This window comes from Halobacterium zhouii (genome assembly GCF_021249405.1).
In the GTDB taxonomy this organism is placed as follows: domain Archaea; phylum Halobacteriota; class Halobacteria; order Halobacteriales; family Halobacteriaceae; genus Halobacterium; species Halobacterium zhouii.
Genome location: NZ_CP089593.1, coordinates 956,909 through 973,472 on the forward strand (window position 1 = coordinate 956,909; position 16,564 = coordinate 973,472).

Genomic DNA, 16,564 nt, shown 5'->3' on the forward strand with positions numbered 1-16,564 from the left:
TGTCGGACGGGCAACGCTCTGTATGACCGTTCGGGTCGAGCGAGCGTTCGAGTTGTCCACTCCCCCCGAGGACGTCTGGGCGTTCATCTCGGACCCGGAGAAGCGCGCGAGCGCCATCAGCGTCGTCGATAGCTACGAACGCGACGGCGACGTGACGACGTGGCACGTCCGCCTCCCGATTCCAGTCGTCCGGAGCACCGTCTCCGTAGAAACCCGGGAGGTCGAACGCGACCCGCCGACGCACGTCAAGTTCGTCGGGAAGTCGAGAGTCTTTCACGTCACCGGCGAGCACACCATCGAGGAGACGGACTCCGGGTCGCGACTCGTCAACGAGTTCGTCGTGGAGGGCGCCGTTCCGGGCGTCGAATCCTTCTTCGAGCGCAACCTCGACGACGAACTCGACAACTTAGAGCGTGCCCTGGAGACCGAAGACGAGTCCGCGGGTGAGGAGTGAGTGCGCCTCGCGCTCGCCCAACTCTACGTCGAGGAAGCTAGCGTGGACGCGAACACGGAGCGCGCCCTCGACGCCATCGCGGCGGCCGCCGACCGCGGCGCGGACCTGGTCTGTCTCCCGGAACTGTTCAACGTCGGCTTCTTCGCGTTCGACGCCTACCAGCGCTCCGCCGAAGCGCTCCACGGGTCGACGCTCACTGCCGTCAGCGACGCGGCCGTCGAACACGACGTCGCGGTGCTCGCGGGAAGCATCGTCGAGGACCTGGGTGCGTCTATGGAAGAACCGTCTGGCGGGACAGCCGACATCAGCAAGCCCGCCGACAGCGGACTCGCGAACACGAGCGTGCTGTTCGACGCCGACGGCGAACGCCGCCTCGTCTACCGAAAACACCACCTGTTCGGGTACGAGTCCGCTGAAGCGAGACTGCTAACGTCGGGCGAAACGCTGCCCACTGCGGACCTCCTCGGGTTCACCGTCGGCGTCACGACGTGCTACGACCTGCGCTTCCCGGAACTCTACCGAGACCTCATCGACTCGGGTGTCGACCTCGTGCTCGTCCCCTCCGCGTGGCCCTATCCCCGCGTCGAGCACTGGCAGGTGCTGCCACGCGCCCGCGCCATCGAGAATCTCGCGTACGTCGCCGCGGTGAACGGCAGCGGCGAGTTCGAGGATGCGGAACTGCTCGGGCGCTCGACGGTGTACGACCCGTGGGGGAACGTCCTCGCCAGCACCGACGACCGCCCTGACCTGGTGTTCGCCGACGTCGATCCGGACCGCGTCGACAGCGTCCGCGAGGAGTTCCCCGCGCTCGGGGATCGTCGCTGACACCGAACGACGCGGGTCGTTCCCCATCAGAGACGATGCCGGTGTAGAAAGGGTTAAACACCACGCGTGAATACATTCAGTTGCCGACGCGAGACGCTTTTCTCGTGTCGCGTTGGCGAACCAACAACGCCCGCACCTCGACTCCGCATCCGCCACCAATCTCCGGTCGCCAACACCGGAGCGGACCCTCTCCCGGAAGGGTCCACACCCACCTCGTCCATCCCTCGTTTCCACGCCACCCAGCACCGCCTACCCTCGCGTTCGTTCTGACCCCGGTTTCTGCTACGAACACCGCTTTCTGTCACGAACGATTCGACGGCAGCGTTACTACACGGGGGTCCGTGGTGGCCGGTAGCGATGAACCAGCCACCCGAGCACTGTCCGTACTGCGGCGACCCGGTCGGCCCCGTCGAGGGTGCCGAGTCCGGCGTCGTCGACACCCCGATGATCTACCGGTGTGAATCGTGTGACGACTACGTGTTCTACAACCCCACACCCGGTGGCAGCGCCGTCGTGGTGGACGGCGACAGCCTACTCCTCGTGGAGGACTTCCGCACGTCGGGCGAGTGGAAACTCCCGTCCGGTCGGATGAACCTTGGCGAGAGCCCACGGGAGGGTGTCGCGCGCGAACTCGAGGAGGAGACCGGTCTCGCCGTCGACGCCGAGGACCTCACCTGCTTCTACGACGAGGCCGGGGAACCGGTGCCCGAGCAGTACATGGTCGGCATCGACTACGCAGTCTCGCGCTCGAAGACGACCGGCACCGTCGAAGCCGCCTCGGACGCGACGGACGCCCGATTCTTCACGCCCGAGGAGTTCGCAGCGTCCGACCACTCGATAAAAGAGACGCACGTCGACCGGTTCGGCGAGGACAGTCTGCCGTGGCTACTCGAGGAGTCGAAACGCGCCATCGAACTGCGCGAGAAGATGGACGAACAGCGGAACTGAGGCGGTCCGTTACGCAACCGACGCAGTTCGTTACTCGTCCTGGGTCTTGATGTCCGCCGACAGCCCCTGAGCCATCTCGATGTCCTTTGAGTTGTTCAGCGTCCACGCGGTGCGCTCCGTGACGGCCTCGATGACCTCGCGGGCGCTCGGGTAGCCGTTTCCGGACTTCTTCACGCCGCCGAACGGCAGGTGAACCTCAGCGCCGATACACGGCAGGTTGCCGTAGGCGAGGCCGACCTCCGCGTTGTCGCGGAAGTAGTTGATCTGGCGGTAGTTCTCGCTGATGACGGCGCCGGCGAGACCGTACGGCGTGTCGTTGTGGATGTCGACCGCGCGCTCGATGTCACCGGAGTACTCGATGAGCGCGACGTGTGGGCCGAACACCTCCTCCTTGATGCAGCGCAGGTCGGGCGAGTAGTCGGCCTCGTAGACGAACGGGCCGACCCAGTTGCCGTCCTCGTGGCCCTCGGGAATCTCACTGTCGTCGAGTTCCGTGCGGTCGACGAGCACGTTCACGCCCTCCTCGCGCGCGAGGTCGTTGTAGTTCGATATCTTGTCGACGTGCTCTGGCTCGATGGCGGGACCCATGAACGTGCCCTCGTCGAGCGGGTCGCCGACCGCGACGTCCTGTGCGACGTCGACGAAGCGCTCCTTGAACTCGTCGTAGACGTCCTCGTGGACGATGAGGCGCTCACTGGAGACACAGCGCTGTCCGGTCGTCTTGAACGAACTCATCACGGCGGAGTGGACGGCGATGTCGAGGTCCGCCTCCTCCGTGACGACGATGCCGTTCTTCCCGCCCATCTCGCAGGCCGCGAGTTTGCCCGGCTGCTGGGCAACCTCCTGGGCGACTTCCTGGCCGACCTCCGCGGACCCCGTGAACAGCACGGTGTCGACGCGCTCGTCGTCCACGATGGCCGCGCCCGCGTCACCGAAGCCCTGCACCATGTTGAAGACGCCGTCCGGGATGTCGGCGTCCTCGAACATCTCCGCGATGATCTGGCCACACCACGGCGTCTGCTCGGCGGGCTTCCAGACGACCGTGTTGCCCTCGACGAGCGCGACCGCCATGTGCCAGAACGGGATGGCGACCGGGAAGTTCCACGGCGTGATACAGCCCACGACGCCGCGGGGTTTGCGGCGCATGTAGGCGTCCTTGCTCGGGATCTCCGAGGGGACGACGTCGCCCTTCGGGTGGCGGGCGTCGCCGGCCGCCCACTCGACCATGTGCCAGGCCTCCGCGACGTCGGCCTTCCCCTCGCTGATCTCCTTGCCACACTCCTTGGTGACGATCTCGCCGAGCTCCTGGTGGCGGTCCTTGAGTTCCTGGTAGATGTCCCAGAGATACTCGGCGCGGTCGATGTGTGAGAGCGCCTGCCACTCTTCCTCGGCTTCGTCGGCGACCGCCGTCGCTTCACGGACGTCCGACTCGGTGCCGCGGTGGAATTCACCCAGCGTCTCGCCGGTCGCGGGGTTCTTCGACTCGAAGGTCTCGCTGCCGTCACCCTCGACCCACTCGCCGTCGATGTAGTGTTCGTAGGTGGTCATCGTTCGGCAAAAACTGCGGCTCGAGGGGTAAAAAAGCCCGCCGGTACGCCACCGAGTGTGGGGGTCCCAGAAGGCGCCGACTGAGTTCGAGGCGTTGCCTGACTGGCCAGCGAACTACCGGGAGGCGTGCTCGTCGGCGCTCGCCGCCTTCTCTATCTCGCCGTTCAACGCGGTGGCGTCGAACGTGTGGTCCGGGCGAACCTGGACGAAACTCAGGAAGTCCTCGGCCTCGAGGAGCGCGGTCGCGTTCTCCGAGCGCGTCCGCGACTGCTCGCCCCCGGGGTCGTAGTGCTCCAGAGCGGCCTCCACGACGGCCTTCTCGCCGACGAGCGGTTCGAGTGCCGCGAGCGCGGACGCGAGGTCGTACGCTCGCGCCCCGGCGAGGCCGTCCTCGGCGACGTTCGTCGCGTCGATGAAGTAGAGGTCTCCCTCGTAGACGAGGACGTTCTCGCCGCGCAGGTCGCCGTGGGCCACGCCGTTCGCGTGCATCACGGCGAGCGCCTCGAACAGTTCCGGGAGGTGGGATTCGACCTCGTCTGGGGGGAGCGCGTCGAGCGGTTCGAACTCCGGCAGATACTCCAGGACGAGCACGCCGAGCCCGTCGACCTCGAATGCCTCCACGGGGCGGGGCGCGTTCAGGCCGAGAGCACGGAGTTTTCGGGTTGCTTCGAGTTCGTGCTCGGCCATCTCCACGGGGCCGTCGAATGGCTCGAAGAAGCCCTCGGTGCCACTGGAGAACGCGCCGAGGTTTCGGGCGCCCGTGAACAGCGCGTGGACGAGCGCGTTCTGCCCGGTGACGACCTTCACGAACCACCGTTCGTTCATCACGCACGGCGTCGACAGCCAGTTGTCCGCGTCGAGGAACTCCACACGGACCGCCTCCTGGCCGTAGCGCTCTCCGACCTCGCTGGCGACGGCCTCGAGTTGGTCCCAGGGAACTGTCCCGCGGACGAACCGACGGATGCTCACGAACCCACTGACGGGAGCGGCTACTATAAAGCGTGGCGGCCGACGCGTCAGATTCAATAGACGACGACGGCCGAGAACTGGACGACGCTCGCCAGTCCGGGCGCGTTCTGGTAGCGTTCTACACGGTCGTTCCGGTGTGTTTATGCGACCGCTGGAAGATTTGCACGTATGGACTTCGACCTTCCCGACGAACACCGGATGATTCGGGACACCGTCAGGGAGTTCAGCGAGGCGGAGATCGAACCCATCGCGTGGGACATCGAGGAGGAACACCGCTTCCCCGAGGAAATCTTCGACGAACTCGCTGACCTCGACGTGATGGGCGTCCCCATCAGCGAAGAGTACGGCGGCCTCGGCGGCGACCAACTGATGTACGCGCTCGTCACAGAGGAACTCGGCCGCGTCTCCGGATCCATCGGCCTCTCGTACGCCGCGCACATCTCGCTCGCGTCGAAACCGATCGAGCTGTTCGGCACCGAAGAGCAAAAAGAGAAGTGGCTCCGCCCGCTCGCGGAGGGCGAGTATCTCGGGTCGTGGGCGCTCACCGAACCCGGCAGCGGGAGCGACGCCAGCGACATGGACACCACCGCCGAGAAGGAAGGCGACGAGTACGTGCTCAACGGCACCAAGCAGTTCATCACGAACGCATCGGTCGCCGGCAGCGTGCTCGTGAAAGCCGTCACAGACCCCGACGCGGGATACGACGGCATCTCGACGTTCATCGTCGACCCACGGAACGACGACGGCTTCGAGGTCACCACGGAGTGGGACAAGATGGGGCTGAACGCCTCCCCGACCTGCGAGATCCAGTTCTCGGACTGCCGGATTCCCGAGGACCGACTGCTCGGCGAGGAGGGAGAGGGCTGGGAGCAGACGAAGAAGACCCTCGACGGCGGCCGCATCTCGATCGCCGCGCTCTCCACCGGTCTCGCGCAGGGCGCCTACGAGGCCGCCCACGACTACGCGCTCGAACGCGAGCAGTTCGGCCAGCCCATCGCGAAGTTCGACGCCATCCGGAACAAACTCGTCTCGATGCATCGGAAGACCGAGCGCGCCCGCCTCCTCACCCACAGGGCTGCGTCGAAGTACGACGACGGCGAGAGCGTCGCCCGAGAGTCCGCGCTCGCCAAACTCGACGCCAGCGAGGCCGCCCGCGAGGTCGCCGAGGACGCCGTCCAGACGCTCGGCGGCTACGGCTACACCACGGACTTCGCGCCTCAGCGGTTCTTCCGGGACGCGAAACTCATGGAAATCGGCGAGGGTACCAGCGAGATCCAGCACCTCGTCATCGGCCGCGAACTCGGACTCTGACGGCCGTGTAGCCCTCGACCCCCGGCCGCCATCAGATTCTTGTCGTTTCCGTCCGACACTACCGACCACAATGTCCCGAGAAATGTCCGATAGTGACGACGATAGTTGGGGGACAGACGCCGTCCAGAACGCTACCGACACCCTGCGCGAGGAACTCCAGGAAGCAAAACGCGATGCGTCCGGGAAGAAAGAACAGGCCATCGAGACGGCCCAGGAGTACCTCGACAAGGCCGAGGATTCGCTGAAGAAGCGGACGTAGCGTCAGTACCGGCCGCCGCGAACGCCGTCAGCCGCGCCGTTCGAGGATTCAGTCGCGCCGTTCGAGCGTTCCGGCCGCGCTACGCGCCATTTTAGCAGCGTTCGTCGAGAATCCGGTCGATGATGTTCCCCGTCGAAAGCAGTTCGCCCTCGTAGTTCTTCTCGCGGGACGACGCCCGCCGCACCTCGCAGTCGACGCCGCGCTCCGCGAGCGCGTCCTCGATGGCGTCGGCGTCGTGGTGCTGGTCGTAGCCCAGCGCGATGACCGACGGCTCTATCTCCTCGATGGGCGCGAAGATGTCGGAGGGGTGGCCGACGCGCGCCTCGTCCACCACGTCGAGGGCGGCGACCACGTCCCGCCGCTGGCGGTCCGGCAGCAGCGGCGGTTGCTTGTGCGTGACGTTCTCGCGTCGCGCCACGATGACGTGTAACTCCTCGCCCATCTCGGCAGCGTCCTCGAGGTAGTGGACGTGCCCCGGGTGGATGAGGTCGAAGGTCCCCTGCGCGACGACGCGACTCGTGTCCTCCGCTGTCGCGCGTGTCATTCCAGTTCCTCGTCGATGTCTTCCTGCGTGAAGTCGAAAAACGCTTCGTCGTCCGGCAGTTCGACGTCCAGGACGTCGAGGCTCCGGGGCTCCCCCTCGTGGTCGAACGCCCGCCAGCGGTCCGGGCCGTAGGGCGCGCCGAGGATGACGTGGACCTCGCCCTTCCCGAACATCGCGCGGTCGGCGTCAGACGGTGCGAGCACCCCGTTCGGGTGCGAGTGAATGCTTCCGACCGTGCGCATGTCGTTCGGGACCTGACTCGACCCGAACGTCGCGCTCACCGGGTTCGTCTCCGTGCCGGGAACCACCAGCACGTCCGTGATGACGTACCCCCTCTCGGCGACGCCGAGGTCGGACGCTGGCGTCGCTCGCAGCAGTCCGAGGTACTCGTTCGGGTGGGTGTCCTCTGCGGCCTCCGTGGCGAACTCGAGCGCCTCGGCGGCGATGCCGAGCACCGAGGGTTTCCCACCGAACACCATACGACGTGCATCGTCGTTCGCGTGTGTTGAGGCTTCCGGAACGCCGTCCACTCGGACTCTTTCGGCGCTGTCCACTCGGTCTTTTCCGGACGCCATCTACTTGGACTCCGGCACGTCGCCCACCCGGTTCCGGGACGCTACCCGTGCGCGCCTGTAAAGAGTTAAAAACGCCGAAGCCAAATTTCAGTGCAAGATGACTGCTACTGACGCTGCCGACGGGACCGAGGACCGGCCCGTCGTCGTTCGTCTCCACTCTGCCTGCACCGCGCAGGACGTTTCCGCCGGCGAACACTACCACGCGACCGTGAACGGCGTCGTCGAGTACGGGGTCTTCGTCGACGTCTCCGAGAACGTCTCCGGGCTCGTCCACGAGTCCACGTTCGACGGCGACCGTGACCTCGAAGTCGACGACGACGTCGTCGTCCACCTCACCGAGATCCGGGAGAACGGCGACCTGAGTTTCGAACTCGCAGAACCCGAGGAGTACGAGACCGAGGAGCGCGCCCACGACTACGAGCGGGTCGCCGCCGGCACCGTCGACGAACGCGTCGGCGACACCGTCCACGTCGAGGGCGAAGTCGTACAAATCAAGCAGACAAGCGGCCCCACAATCTTCCAGGTGCGCGACGAGACCATCGCCGTCCCCTGTACTGCCTTCGAGGAGGCCGGCGTTCGCGCCTACCCCGAAGTCGAGATCGGCGACGTAGTCCACGTCGAGGGTGAGGTCGAAGAGCGCGACGGAACCTACCAGGTCGAAGTGTCGACGCTCGACGTCCTGGACGGCGAGGCCGCCGCTACCGTCTCCGACCGCCTCGATGCTGCGCTCGCGGAGCGCTCGGAGCCAATCGACGTCGACCCGCTCGTCGACTGGCCGGCGCTCGCAGAGATGATGCCGGGTCTCGAATCGGTCGCCCGGGAACTCCGTCGCGCCGTCCTCGAGGGACGCCCGATCCGAATGCGCCACCACGCCGACGGCGACGGCATGTGCGCGAGTGTGCCGGTCCAGTACGCCCTCGAGAAGTTCATCGAGGACGCCCACCAGGACGTCGACGCGCCCCGGCACCTGCTCCGGCGCCTCCCCTCGAAGGCACCGTACTACGAGATGGAGGACGCCACGCGCGACCTCAACTTCGCGCTCGAGGACGAGGCCCGCCACGGACAGAAACTCCCGCTCGTCCTGATGTTGGACAACGGCAGCACGGAGGAGGACACGCCTGCCTACGAGACGCTCGACCACTACGACATCCCCATCGTGGTCGTCGACCACCACCACCCCGACCCCGAGGCGGTCGAGCCGTTCGTCGACGAACACGTCAACCCCTACCTCCACGGCGAGGACTACCGCATCACCACGGGGATGCTCTGTGTCGAACTCGCCCGGATGATCTACCCGGGACTCACCGAGGAACTCGAACACGTTCCCGCCGTCGCTGGCCTCTCGGACCGCTCGAAGGCCGACGAGATGGAGGACTACCTCGACCTCGCCCGCGACGCTGGCTACGACGAGTCGTTCCTCCAGGAGATCAGCGAAGCTCTCGACTACGAGGCGTACATGCTCCGCTACGACCCCGGGACGCACCTGATCAACGACGTGTTGAACGTCGACGGCGACGGGGACCGCCACCGAAACCTCGTGCCGTTCCTGGCCGACCGTGCGGAAGCCGACGTCGAGGAGCAACTCGACGCCGCGATGCCCCACGTCGAACACGAGCGCGTCGCGAACGGTGCGAACCTCTACCGCATCGACGTGGAGAACCACGCCCACCGATTCACGTACCCGGCGCCCGGCAAGACGACCGGCGAGATCCACGACCGCAAAGTCGAGGAGACCGGCGAACCCGTCATCACCATCGGCTACGGCCCGGACTTCGCGGTGCTGCGTTCCGACGGCGTGCGCCTCGACATCCCGACGATGGTCGAGGACCTGAACGAGGAACTGCCCGGCGCCGGCGTCTCCGGCGGCGGCCACCTCGTCGTCGGTTCCATCCGCTTCGTCCCGGGGATGCGCGAGGAGGTCCTCGACGCGCTCATCGAGAAGATGGCGGACGCGGAACTCGACGAAGAACTTCACAGCGCACCCAAGCGGTAGTTCCGGTTGTGGCTCAACGCTGGGTCCCCCCAGCGTCCGTACCGCGGAACTCGATTCTCGACGCACAGACGCCGGCAGTAACGACGACCGAAGCCACCACGCCGCTCAGTCCGATCGGGAGTCGCCACGCACCGCCGCGCCAGTCCGCGCGGAACGCCCGCTCGTAGTAGGTGGCGACCCGCTTGTCCTCGACCAGGACGACGACCTCGCGGTTCTCCGTCGCGGCGTGCTCGTTCCAGTTGAGGCTCCCGACGAGCGCGCGTTCGCCGTCGACGACGGCGCCCTTGACGTGGATTTTCTCGAAGCGCGAGCGCGGGTCGACGAGGGCCGCCCGCAGGTCGAGGTTCTCCTCAGCGGCGACCCGGTTGAGGCGCTGGGTCGTGTTCCGGTTCGACGCTTCGGTGTACCACGTCCCCGAGAGCAGCACGCGAACGCGGACGCCGCGTCGCGCCGCGTCGATGGTCCAGTTCACGAACGCGCTGTGCTCGTCCATGCTCACTTGCTCGACGAGCAGCGACTCGTCCGCGGACGCGACGAGTTTCCGGACGCCGCGCCGTGCGTTGTCAGGCGCGAGCAGCACGCGGACGCGCTCGGCGTTCGCGTGCACGGGCGGGAACCGCATCGGATACGTCTCGGTCGCTGGGTCCGACCCGACGAGCGTGACGTCCGGGCGGACCTCGCGCCACGACTCCGCGTCCGCCCAGCCAGTGTCCGCGCGGAACACGCGCGCGAGGTGGTCGGCGACGCGGCCGTCACGGACGGTCACGCCCCAGCCGCGGTTCGCGTGCCCGCCAGTCCCTGACGGCTTCCAGTTCTCGGAGAGCACCACGACGCGGTCGTCCGCGACGGCGTACTTCGGATGGTGGAAACTGTAGCGGGCGCGTTCGCCGTCGATGACGCGCACGTCGACGCCGGCGTCCGCGAGCGACGTGAGGCGTGCGGCCTCGGGTGCCGGGACGCCGCCAGCGACGCCGCCTTCCACGAGCACGCGCACGTCGACGCCGCGGCGGGCAGCCCGCACGAGCGCTCGCGTGACGCGTTCTGACGTGAGCGTGTACCCTGCGAGGTAGAGTCGCGTCTCTGCCCCGCGAACGGCAGCCAGCGGCCGCCCAGGGTCGTCTGGGAGCGTGAACGCCGATACGCTGACGTTCTCGGCGGTGAACGGTGGGAAGTCGGTCGCGCCGAGCGGCGTCCACGACTCGTTCGTCCACCGTTCGGCGGTCGGCGCGCTCGTGTACGTGACGTTCGCGACGGTTCGGCCGTCAGCCCGGAGCGCCACCCACTCGCCGGCGTTCGAGAGCGACAGCGACCCCTGGAGACCGACCACGCGTCTGTCGGTACGGTTGCGCGCGGTCACCGGGTCCGTCGAAAGAGCGACCGTTCCCGAGAGCGTTCGATTCGGAAGGGATGCGGCGGACTCTCCGTCGTCGAGCGCCCACCCCGTCGTGTTCGTCGGCTCCGAGAACTGGACGGTGACGAACTCCCCGACATCGCCGTCGGTCGCTGGATTGGGCGCGACGCCGACGATGGAGGTGGACGCGAGGAGCGCGACGAGCGCGAGACGGACCAGCACGCACCGGGTTGGTCCCGCTCTCGTATTTGAACTTTCGGCTCAGTACACTGCCAAGCGAATCGAGAGTGTAGGAGAGAACAGACTGCGACTGTGGCTGCGTCGGTCGTTACGCTGTGGCTTCCGCGGTATCGTCGTCGAGTGCGTCGACGGCCTTCTCAGCCTCCTGCTGGATGATGTACGAGCGCGCGTCGGCGTACTCGGCGGCGGCCTCGAGGGCACGCTCCGTGCCGATCTGGACGAGCGCCCACGCGGCCGACGTGCGCACCGTCTCCGAGTCGTCGTCAGCGAGCACGTCCGCGAGCGGGTCGATGGCGCGCGCGTCACCGATGAGGCCGAGCGAGCGCGCGGCCTGACTGCGCACGCCGTCGTTCTCCGCGACCAGTTGGTCCGCGACGGCCTGGGTGGTGTCCTCGCTACCGATCTCGCCGAGCGCCTTGATGGCGGTCTTCTGGAGCGAGGGGTTGCTGTCCGAGTCCACGTAGTCCTCGACGTGCTCGACACCGTCCTCGCTGCCGGTCTTCCCGACGATCTCGATGGCCATCTCGTCGCGGCGCGCGGCGCGCTGGCCGACCTCCTCCAGGGCCTCCTCGCTGCCGATGCGGCGGAGCGCCTCGAGGCAGTGGCGCTCCATGAACTCCGTGCCGCCCATGAGGTCGAGCACCAGGAGGATCATCTCGATGTTCTCGCGCTGCTCCCACTCCTTGAGCGCGGTCCACTCCGGCGGGAAGTCCTTGTGCTTCTGGTTGATGACGTCGTAGTACCCCTCCGCTTCGAGTTTCTGTCGGACGGAGAGGTCGTCCCAGCCCTGGGCGTCCTCGACGTCGGTGGTGAACTCGTCCGTCGCCTCGACCAGCGCCTCGACGGTGTCGGCGTCCTCGTCCGGGTCGAGGTTCGCGCTCTGGATGGCGTCGACGGCCGCGTCGAGGTCGTCTGCGAGCGCGTCCGTGTCTGGCTCATCCCCGCCCCCGAGCGACTCGTCGAGAATCTCGCTCACGTCGTCGAGGTACGCGCTCACCGCGTCCTGCAGGTCGCGTTCGCCCTGCTCGGTCCAGCGCGTATCCCGCATCGTGGATTGGGCGTCCTCGACGTCCGCAACGACGTCCTCGGCGTACGGCCCGCGCTGGGCTTCGAGGTCGTCGCGGAGGTCCGAGAGGCGGGACTCGAGTGTCTCCTGAGGGTCGTCCTCGTCGTCGTCCTCGGCCTCCGGGAGGTCGGCGGCCTCGATGTCGCTCTCGACGTCGTCGAGTTGGGCCTCTACGTCGTCGAGGTCGCTCTCGGTCTCGGCGCTCTCGAGGTCGGCTTCGGCGTCGTCGAGTCGGGCCGAAAGCGTCTCCTCGTCGAGTTTCTTCGCCGGCACGTCCGCCGATTCGGTGGCCGATTCCTCGGCTGTCTCATCGGGTTCCTCGTCCCCGTCGCTCATACGAGATTGTTCCGCCAGCGCGCCTATGAGCGTTTCCCTTCGGTCCGCCAGTAGAACTGCGGCGCGAGTGCGAGGTACGCGACCGCCCACGCCAGCAACGCGCGTGGGAAGACCCGGGAGAACACCACGGGGACGAGCACCGCGCCCGCCTGCACTGTACCCATCGCCAGCGCGTCCCTCGGGTAGAGGTCAGGGTACGTCACGGTTGAGACCATTAGCAGGCAGAGCACGGCCGCCGACGCGACGACGACCGTCGGGCCCGTGACGCCCGCGAGAACGCCTGCGGCAAGTAGCGTCGCGGCGAGCGTGGTCGGGACGCCCTCGGTGTGATCGTTCCCGGTGTCGTAGGCGGTGTACATCCCGAGGCGCACCACGCCCGCGGCGACGAACAGCGCGCCGACGCCCACGGCGACCGTCGAACGGACGCCGTCGTACCCCCACTCGTTCGTCGCTAGCGTCACGACGACGAACGCTGGCGCGACGCTGAACGACGCGACGTCGGCCAGCGAGTCCAGGTGCTCGCCCGCCGCCGTGCCGCCGTATCGGCGCGCGAGCAGGCCGTCGAGTCCGTCCGCGATGGCCGCCAGCAGAACCAGTCGCGCGGCCAGTTCGGGGTCGACCGTCGCCGCGACCACCGCCACGAATCCAACCCCCGCGTTCGCCGCTGTGACGGCGTCCGCGATGCCAAGGCGTCCGGCGAATCGGGGGCGCATATCCGCACATGACTGCAGGCGTCCTTACGTGTTTACATCCCGGACTCGGCGCACCGCGACGGTGTCGCTACTGGTCGACTGTCGCTCGTCCACTGTACCGACTGTCGCTCGTTCGCCGCGCCGACCCTCCTCTGAGCGAACATTCGACCGCCGTACCAAGCCGCCTAAATGGACGCCGTTCGGAGACTCACGCATGCACCGCCGGACGTTCCTCGCCACAGGGTCCGCGACCGCGCTCGCAGCGGTCGCCGGCTGCATCGGGCCGTCGTTCGCGGAATCGGAGTACGACATCGGGATGCAGTCCAACGCCTTCCTGCCCGACGACCCCGTAGCGGGTGCCGACCGCCCGACGTTCGAAGCCGCCGTGGGGGACACCGTCATCTGGGCGAACACGGGTTCACGGAACCACACCGTCACTGCCTACGGAAGTGGTATTCCAGACGACGCGGCGTACTTCGCGTCAGGCGGTTTCGACTCCGAGCAGGCCGCCCGCGACGCGTGGAGCGAACACATCGCCGACGCTGGCAACGTCAGCCCCGGCGAGACGTACGAACACACCTTCGAGGTGCCGGGCGACTACCACTACTTCTGCATCCCCCACGAGTCGGCGGGGATGATCGGGAAGGTCGTCGTCACCGAGTGACGCCGCCTCCGCCGCTCCGATAGCCGTCGTTCCGATACCCGTCGCCTCGATAGCCGTCGTTCCGATACCCGTCGCCTCGATAGCCGTCGTTCCGATACCCGTCGCCTCGATAGCCGTCGTTCCGATACCCGTCGCTCCGATAGCAGTCGCTCCGGTACGGTGGTTCTGACTACAAGCGCGAGAAAATGGGTTCGTCGAAGAGGTTACTCTTCGTCGTCCTCGACGTCCACGGAGGTCTCCTCCTCTTCGTGGACCTCCTCGGGGTGTGCCTCGAGGGTCGTCTTCTGGACCTCGACGCGGCGGACCGGGTAGATTGTCTTGGCCTCGCTGTAGATCGCCGACGAGAGACGGCCCTCGACGATGGAGTCGATGAGGCCCTCGAACGTGCGGTCCTCTGCGGCCTCCTCCACGAGGTCGATCATCGTGCGGCGGATGGCCTTCTGCTGGCTCTGGTCGGCCTGCTGGGTCGTGTACGCGACCGGCTGTACCTTCACGCGGTAGTCGTCCGTCGTGAGGAGCACAATGGTCGCGGAGATCTTCGAGGACCCGCGGCGCACCAGACTGCGCTTGTAATCCCGGGTGAGTTCGGCCTTCTGGAACTCCGTGTGCGCGGAGTCACCGCCGACGTCGTTCACCTGGAATTTGAGTTTGACGTTGTTCTCGCCGCCCTCCGTGAGGTCGCCGAGCGTCGTCTCGATGGTTCGGTTGTACACCTGTTCGGGTTCGTCAGCGGGGGTTTCACCGAGCTCCTGCCGGTCGAACTGCTCCGGCGCGAGCACCGTGTACCACCGCTTCTCCTGGTTCTGCTTGGATACTGAACGTTCGCTCATGGTTCGTGTGTCGTGTGTCGGTTGGCGTGCTGTGCAACTTCGACTGCCACCGTGAGGTTCACCACGTAGTCGTCGACGGTCGAGTGCAGGCCGCTCGTGTCCTCGCGCTCGATGCGCGTAACGACTGAGCCGGTCTCCACTCGCGTCTCCATCTCGGACGTGTTGTCCGGACGAACCGCCGCGGCGACGAGTTCGGGATTCTCCACGTCCGTGCGGACGGTCGCTGTGCGCGTCATAGCGCCTCCCGGACGCCCGATACGAGCGCGTCCTCGTCGTCGTATTCGGTGACGGCGAGCGTTCGCGTGCCCGCGCCACCCGGCGATTCATCGGCGCTCCCGAGTACGTCTCGCGCGTTCGCGTCCGTCGTCGCGAGTGCGGCAATTCGGTCCCCGACGACGAGCGCCGCCGACTCCGGCGATCGGTAGTCACGTAGGAGGCGCGCGACGGTCGGCTGTGCGTCCTCGACGCGCGCGGTGACCACGCCCCGGTGCCGGGACAGGTCTGCCGAGCGAACTGCTCGATGGGCCGCCACCGCGTGGTCGCGCCACGCGTCGAGGGCCGCCGAGCGACCGAGGTTGCCGAGCGCGAACGCCGTTCCGAGACCCGGGGCGTCCCAGGCCAGCGCGGCGAGCACGTCGGCGTACCCCTCGGCCGTCTCGAACGGGCCGTCGGAAGTGACGTGCGGGCGAAGGACGGCCGACACCGCGTCGGCCGCGTGCTCGGTCGCCTTCCCCGGCGTTCCGGCCGTCGCGTCGTCGACAGCGTCGAGCGCGACGGCGGACGCGAGTCGGCGGCGCGCCGACTCGTCGAGTTCCGCCGGCAGGTCGAGTTCGGCGAGCGTCGCGCCCGCCGCCTGCTCGTCCCCCGAGAACGACGCGACCACGCGCGTCGAGTGCGCGAGCCCCGTCGCGAGGTCCGCGGTCGGGATTCCGACGCCGGGACGGCGCTCCACGTTCGCCGCGTCGCGCACCGCACTCGACGGCTCGACGCCGTCGGCAAGCGCGCCAGCGAACGCGAGCACCGGGTCCGGCGACCCGCCGAGTTCGCGGGCCGTCTCGAACGCCGTGTTCGGCGCGTCCGAGCCGAGCACCGCGTCGGCGTCGAACGCGCCGTCTGTGGACTTCGTGGTGGACGCCTCGAATCCGATCGCAACGTGGGTCGCATCCGGTCCGTCCGACGCTGGCGTCCGGGAGACGCGCACCTGGTAGGGTACGTCGCGCTCCGCGCACGCCGTCGCGAGCATCGCGGCGGCCGCGAGGCTCCCGCCGGTCGGCGCCGCCGTCACGCGAACGAACGTCGCGCTCGACAGCACCGACGCGGCATCGGCGTCGGTCGGTTCGGCAGTGCGGCCCGTCGTCGCCATCTATTCGAGTCGTTCGGCCGCGTCCTCGTAGGAGTACTCGAACTCCGAATCGATCTTGTCGCCGCGGTAGTACTCCGCGAGGCGACGGATCTTCGACTCGGTGTTCTGAAGCGCGCGACGGTTCTGGTGGTCCTGGCCGTTGTCCTCCATGTGCTCGTTCAGGCGGACAGCCTTCTCCATGAGGTTGCGGAGGTCCTCGGGCAGGTCACCGTCTGCGTCGTTCTCCTCCAGGATCTCGGTGACCTTCTTCCCGGTCGCGAGTTTGACGTCGGGAACTGCCGTGCCCTGAACGCCCTCGTCGCGCAGTTTCAGACCGATCTGTGCGGGGTCGTACCCCTCCTCGGCCAGTTCCACGACGCGGTCCTCGATGGCGTCCGCGTCGACGTCGCTCCACTCCGGTGGTTCGTCTGCCGTCGGGCGGTCCGAACCGGACGACCCGCGACGGCGTGTGTGCATTCGTGCCATTGTTCGGATTGGAACTACACGAAACGCTGTACGGCGCTCTCGCGCCGCGACACTACCGCAGTCCCAAGCCACGCCAGCCCGATTCGAAGCGAACCAGGCGAGTCGCGCGGCACGTCAGATCTGCGGCCGTG

At 67.4% G+C, this 16,564-nt stretch carries 18 protein-coding genes; 7 read left to right on the forward strand and 11 right to left on the reverse strand.

Translation table 11 applies throughout. The features are described from left to right. Positions 1 to 22: 22 nt before the first annotated feature. The 3 genes from LT970_RS04930 (at position 23) to LT970_RS04940 (ending at position 2,227) form a co-directional block, all read left to right on the forward strand. Positions 23 to 454 carry an SRPBCC family protein gene (locus tag LT970_RS04930; RefSeq protein WP_232688353.1) on the forward strand — a complete coding sequence of 144 codons (432 nt, stop codon included), beginning with the start codon at positions 23 to 25 and terminating at the stop codon, positions 452 to 454. Next, positions 455 to 1,279 carry a nitrilase-related carbon-nitrogen hydrolase gene (locus LT970_RS04935; RefSeq protein ID WP_232688354.1) on the forward strand — a complete coding sequence of 275 codons (825 nt, stop codon included), beginning with the start codon at positions 455 to 457 and terminating at the stop codon, positions 1,277 to 1,279. A 357-nt stretch (positions 1,280 to 1,636) separates the two neighbouring features. Beyond that, the gene (locus LT970_RS04940; RefSeq protein ID WP_232688355.1) at positions 1,637 to 2,227 is read left to right on the forward strand and encodes an NUDIX domain-containing protein; all 591 of its coding nucleotides are present in this window, start codon (positions 1,637 to 1,639) and stop codon (positions 2,225 to 2,227) included. 30 nt (positions 2,228 to 2,257) lie between these two features. Here the strand turns inward: LT970_RS04940 and LT970_RS04945 are convergent, their stop codons facing one another. Both LT970_RS04945 and LT970_RS04950 read right to left on the reverse strand, forming a co-directional pair. Next, a complete protein-coding gene (locus LT970_RS04945; protein ID WP_232688356.1) occupies positions 2,258 to 3,775 on the reverse strand; it encodes an aldehyde dehydrogenase family protein in 1,518 nt (505 codons plus the stop codon). Between the two features lie 114 nt (positions 3,776 to 3,889). After that, entirely contained in the window at positions 3,890 to 4,744 is an 855-nt protein-coding gene (locus tag LT970_RS04950) for an RIO1 family regulatory kinase/ATPase domain-containing protein (protein WP_232688357.1), read from the reverse strand. Positions 4,745 to 4,912: 168 nt separating this feature from the next. On the opposite strand from LT970_RS04950, the gene LT970_RS04955 reads away from it, so the two are divergent. Together LT970_RS04955 and LT970_RS04960 are read left to right on the forward strand one after the other, a co-directional pair. After that, positions 4,913 to 6,055, forward strand: a complete 1,143-nt coding sequence (locus LT970_RS04955; protein ID WP_232688358.1) for an acyl-CoA dehydrogenase family protein — start codon at positions 4,913 to 4,915, stop codon at positions 6,053 to 6,055. 82 nt (positions 6,056 to 6,137) lie between these two features. Next, on the forward strand, positions 6,138 to 6,314 hold the full coding sequence (locus tag LT970_RS04960) for a hypothetical protein (protein WP_232688359.1): 177 nt from the start codon (positions 6,138 to 6,140) through the stop codon (positions 6,312 to 6,314). A 91-nt stretch (positions 6,315 to 6,405) separates the two neighbouring features. Here the strand turns inward: LT970_RS04960 and LT970_RS04965 are convergent, their stop codons facing one another. After that, positions 6,406 to 6,858, reverse strand: a complete 453-nt coding sequence (locus tag LT970_RS04965) for an FAD synthase family protein (protein WP_232688360.1) — start codon at positions 6,856 to 6,858, stop codon at positions 6,406 to 6,408. After that, complete coding sequence (locus LT970_RS04970) at positions 6,855 to 7,337, reverse strand: JAB/MPN domain protein-containing protein (protein ID WP_232688361.1); 483 nt, start codon at positions 7,335 to 7,337, stop codon at positions 6,855 to 6,857. The genes LT970_RS04965 and LT970_RS04970 overlap by 4 nt, the downstream gene beginning before the upstream one ends. A 193-nt stretch (positions 7,338 to 7,530) precedes the next feature. Here LT970_RS04970 and han point away from each other — a divergent pair, with 193 nt between their 5' ends. Next, positions 7,531 to 9,426 (forward strand): Hef-associated nuclease, encoded by a 1,896-nt coding sequence (gene han / locus LT970_RS04975; protein ID WP_232688362.1) that lies wholly within the window; start codon positions 7,531 to 7,533, stop codon positions 9,424 to 9,426. A 13-nt stretch (positions 9,427 to 9,439) separates the two neighbouring features. Here the strand turns inward: han and LT970_RS04980 are convergent, their stop codons facing one another. From LT970_RS04980 to LT970_RS04990, 3 genes are all read right to left on the reverse strand, one after another. Beyond that, positions 9,440 to 10,999 (reverse strand): phospholipase D-like domain-containing protein, encoded by a 1,560-nt coding sequence (locus tag LT970_RS04980; RefSeq protein ID WP_232688363.1) that lies wholly within the window; start codon positions 10,997 to 10,999, stop codon positions 9,440 to 9,442. Between the two features lie 106 nt (positions 11,000 to 11,105). Further along, positions 11,106 to 12,419, reverse strand: coding sequence for a HEAT repeat domain-containing protein (locus LT970_RS04985; protein ID WP_232688364.1), 1,314 nt, complete (start codon positions 12,417 to 12,419; stop codon positions 11,106 to 11,108). A 23-nt stretch (positions 12,420 to 12,442) separates the two neighbouring features. Next, complete coding sequence (locus LT970_RS04990; protein ID WP_232688365.1) at positions 12,443 to 13,132, reverse strand: protein sorting system archaetidylserine synthase; 690 nt, start codon at positions 13,130 to 13,132, stop codon at positions 12,443 to 12,445. 193 nt (positions 13,133 to 13,325) lie between these two features. Here LT970_RS04990 and LT970_RS04995 point away from each other — a divergent pair, with 193 nt between their 5' ends. Beyond that, on the forward strand, positions 13,326 to 13,775 hold the full coding sequence (locus LT970_RS04995) for a plastocyanin/azurin family copper-binding protein (RefSeq protein ID WP_232688366.1): 450 nt from the start codon (positions 13,326 to 13,328) through the stop codon (positions 13,773 to 13,775). 203 nt (positions 13,776 to 13,978) lie between these two features. Here LT970_RS04995 and LT970_RS05000 read toward each other — a convergent pair whose 3' ends face one another. The 4 genes from LT970_RS05000 to LT970_RS05015 are packed head-to-tail and all read right to left on the reverse strand — an operon-like array spanning position 13,979 to position 16,433. Next, complete coding sequence (locus LT970_RS05000) at positions 13,979 to 14,605, reverse strand: 30S ribosomal protein S3ae (RefSeq protein ID WP_232688367.1); 627 nt, start codon at positions 14,603 to 14,605, stop codon at positions 13,979 to 13,981. Beyond that, entirely contained in the window at positions 14,602 to 14,841 is a 240-nt protein-coding gene (locus LT970_RS05005; RefSeq protein ID WP_232688368.1) for a KEOPS complex subunit Pcc1, read from the reverse strand. The genes LT970_RS05000 and LT970_RS05005 overlap by 4 nt, the downstream gene beginning before the upstream one ends. Then, the gene (locus tag LT970_RS05010) at positions 14,838 to 15,968 is read right to left on the reverse strand and encodes a hypothetical protein (RefSeq protein ID WP_232688369.1); all 1,131 of its coding nucleotides are present in this window, start codon (positions 15,966 to 15,968) and stop codon (positions 14,838 to 14,840) included. Before LT970_RS05010 ends, LT970_RS05005 begins: the two co-directional genes overlap by 4 nt. Then, on the reverse strand, positions 15,969 to 16,433 hold the full coding sequence (locus tag LT970_RS05015) for a 30S ribosomal protein S15 (RefSeq protein ID WP_232688370.1): 465 nt from the start codon (positions 16,431 to 16,433) through the stop codon (positions 15,969 to 15,971). It lies immediately after the preceding gene. Positions 16,434 to 16,564: the final 131 nt, after the last annotated feature.

Coding starts and splice junctions, on each gene's coding strand:
- LT970_RS04930 (WP_232688353.1), top strand. CDS start 23: ATGACCGTTCGGGTCGAGCGAGCGTTCGAGTTGTCCACTCCCCCCGAG.
- LT970_RS04940 (WP_232688355.1), top strand. CDS start 1,637: ATGAACCAGCCACCCGAGCACTGTCCGTACTGCGGCGACCCGGTCGGC.
- LT970_RS04945 (WP_232688356.1), bottom strand. CDS start 3,775: ATGACCACCTACGAACACTACATCGACGGCGAGTGGGTCGAGGGTGAC.
- LT970_RS04955 (WP_232688358.1), top strand. CDS start 4,913: ATGGACTTCGACCTTCCCGACGAACACCGGATGATTCGGGACACCGTC.
- LT970_RS04960 (WP_232688359.1), top strand. CDS start 6,138: ATGTCCGATAGTGACGACGATAGTTGGGGGACAGACGCCGTCCAGAAC.
- LT970_RS04965 (WP_232688360.1), bottom strand. CDS start 6,858: ATGACACGCGCGACAGCGGAGGACACGAGTCGCGTCGTCGCGCAGGGG.
- LT970_RS04970 (WP_232688361.1), bottom strand. CDS start 7,337: ATGGTGTTCGGTGGGAAACCCTCGGTGCTCGGCATCGCCGCCGAGGCG.
- han (WP_232688362.1), top strand. CDS start 7,531: ATGACTGCTACTGACGCTGCCGACGGGACCGAGGACCGGCCCGTCGTC.
- LT970_RS04985 (WP_232688364.1), bottom strand. CDS start 12,419: ATGAGCGACGGGGACGAGGAACCCGATGAGACAGCCGAGGAATCGGCC.
- LT970_RS04990 (WP_232688365.1), bottom strand. CDS start 13,132: ATGCGCCCCCGATTCGCCGGACGCCTTGGCATCGCGGACGCCGTCACA.
- LT970_RS04995 (WP_232688366.1), top strand. CDS start 13,326: ATGCACCGCCGGACGTTCCTCGCCACAGGGTCCGCGACCGCGCTCGCA.
- LT970_RS05000 (WP_232688367.1), bottom strand. CDS start 14,605: ATGAGCGAACGTTCAGTATCCAAGCAGAACCAGGAGAAGCGGTGGTAC.
- LT970_RS05005 (WP_232688368.1), bottom strand. CDS start 14,841: ATGACGCGCACAGCGACCGTCCGCACGGACGTGGAGAATCCCGAACTC.
- LT970_RS05010 (WP_232688369.1), bottom strand. CDS start 15,968: ATGGCGACGACGGGCCGCACTGCCGAACCGACCGACGCCGATGCCGCG.
- LT970_RS05015 (WP_232688370.1), bottom strand. CDS start 16,433: ATGGCACGAATGCACACACGCCGTCGCGGGTCGTCCGGTTCGGACCGC.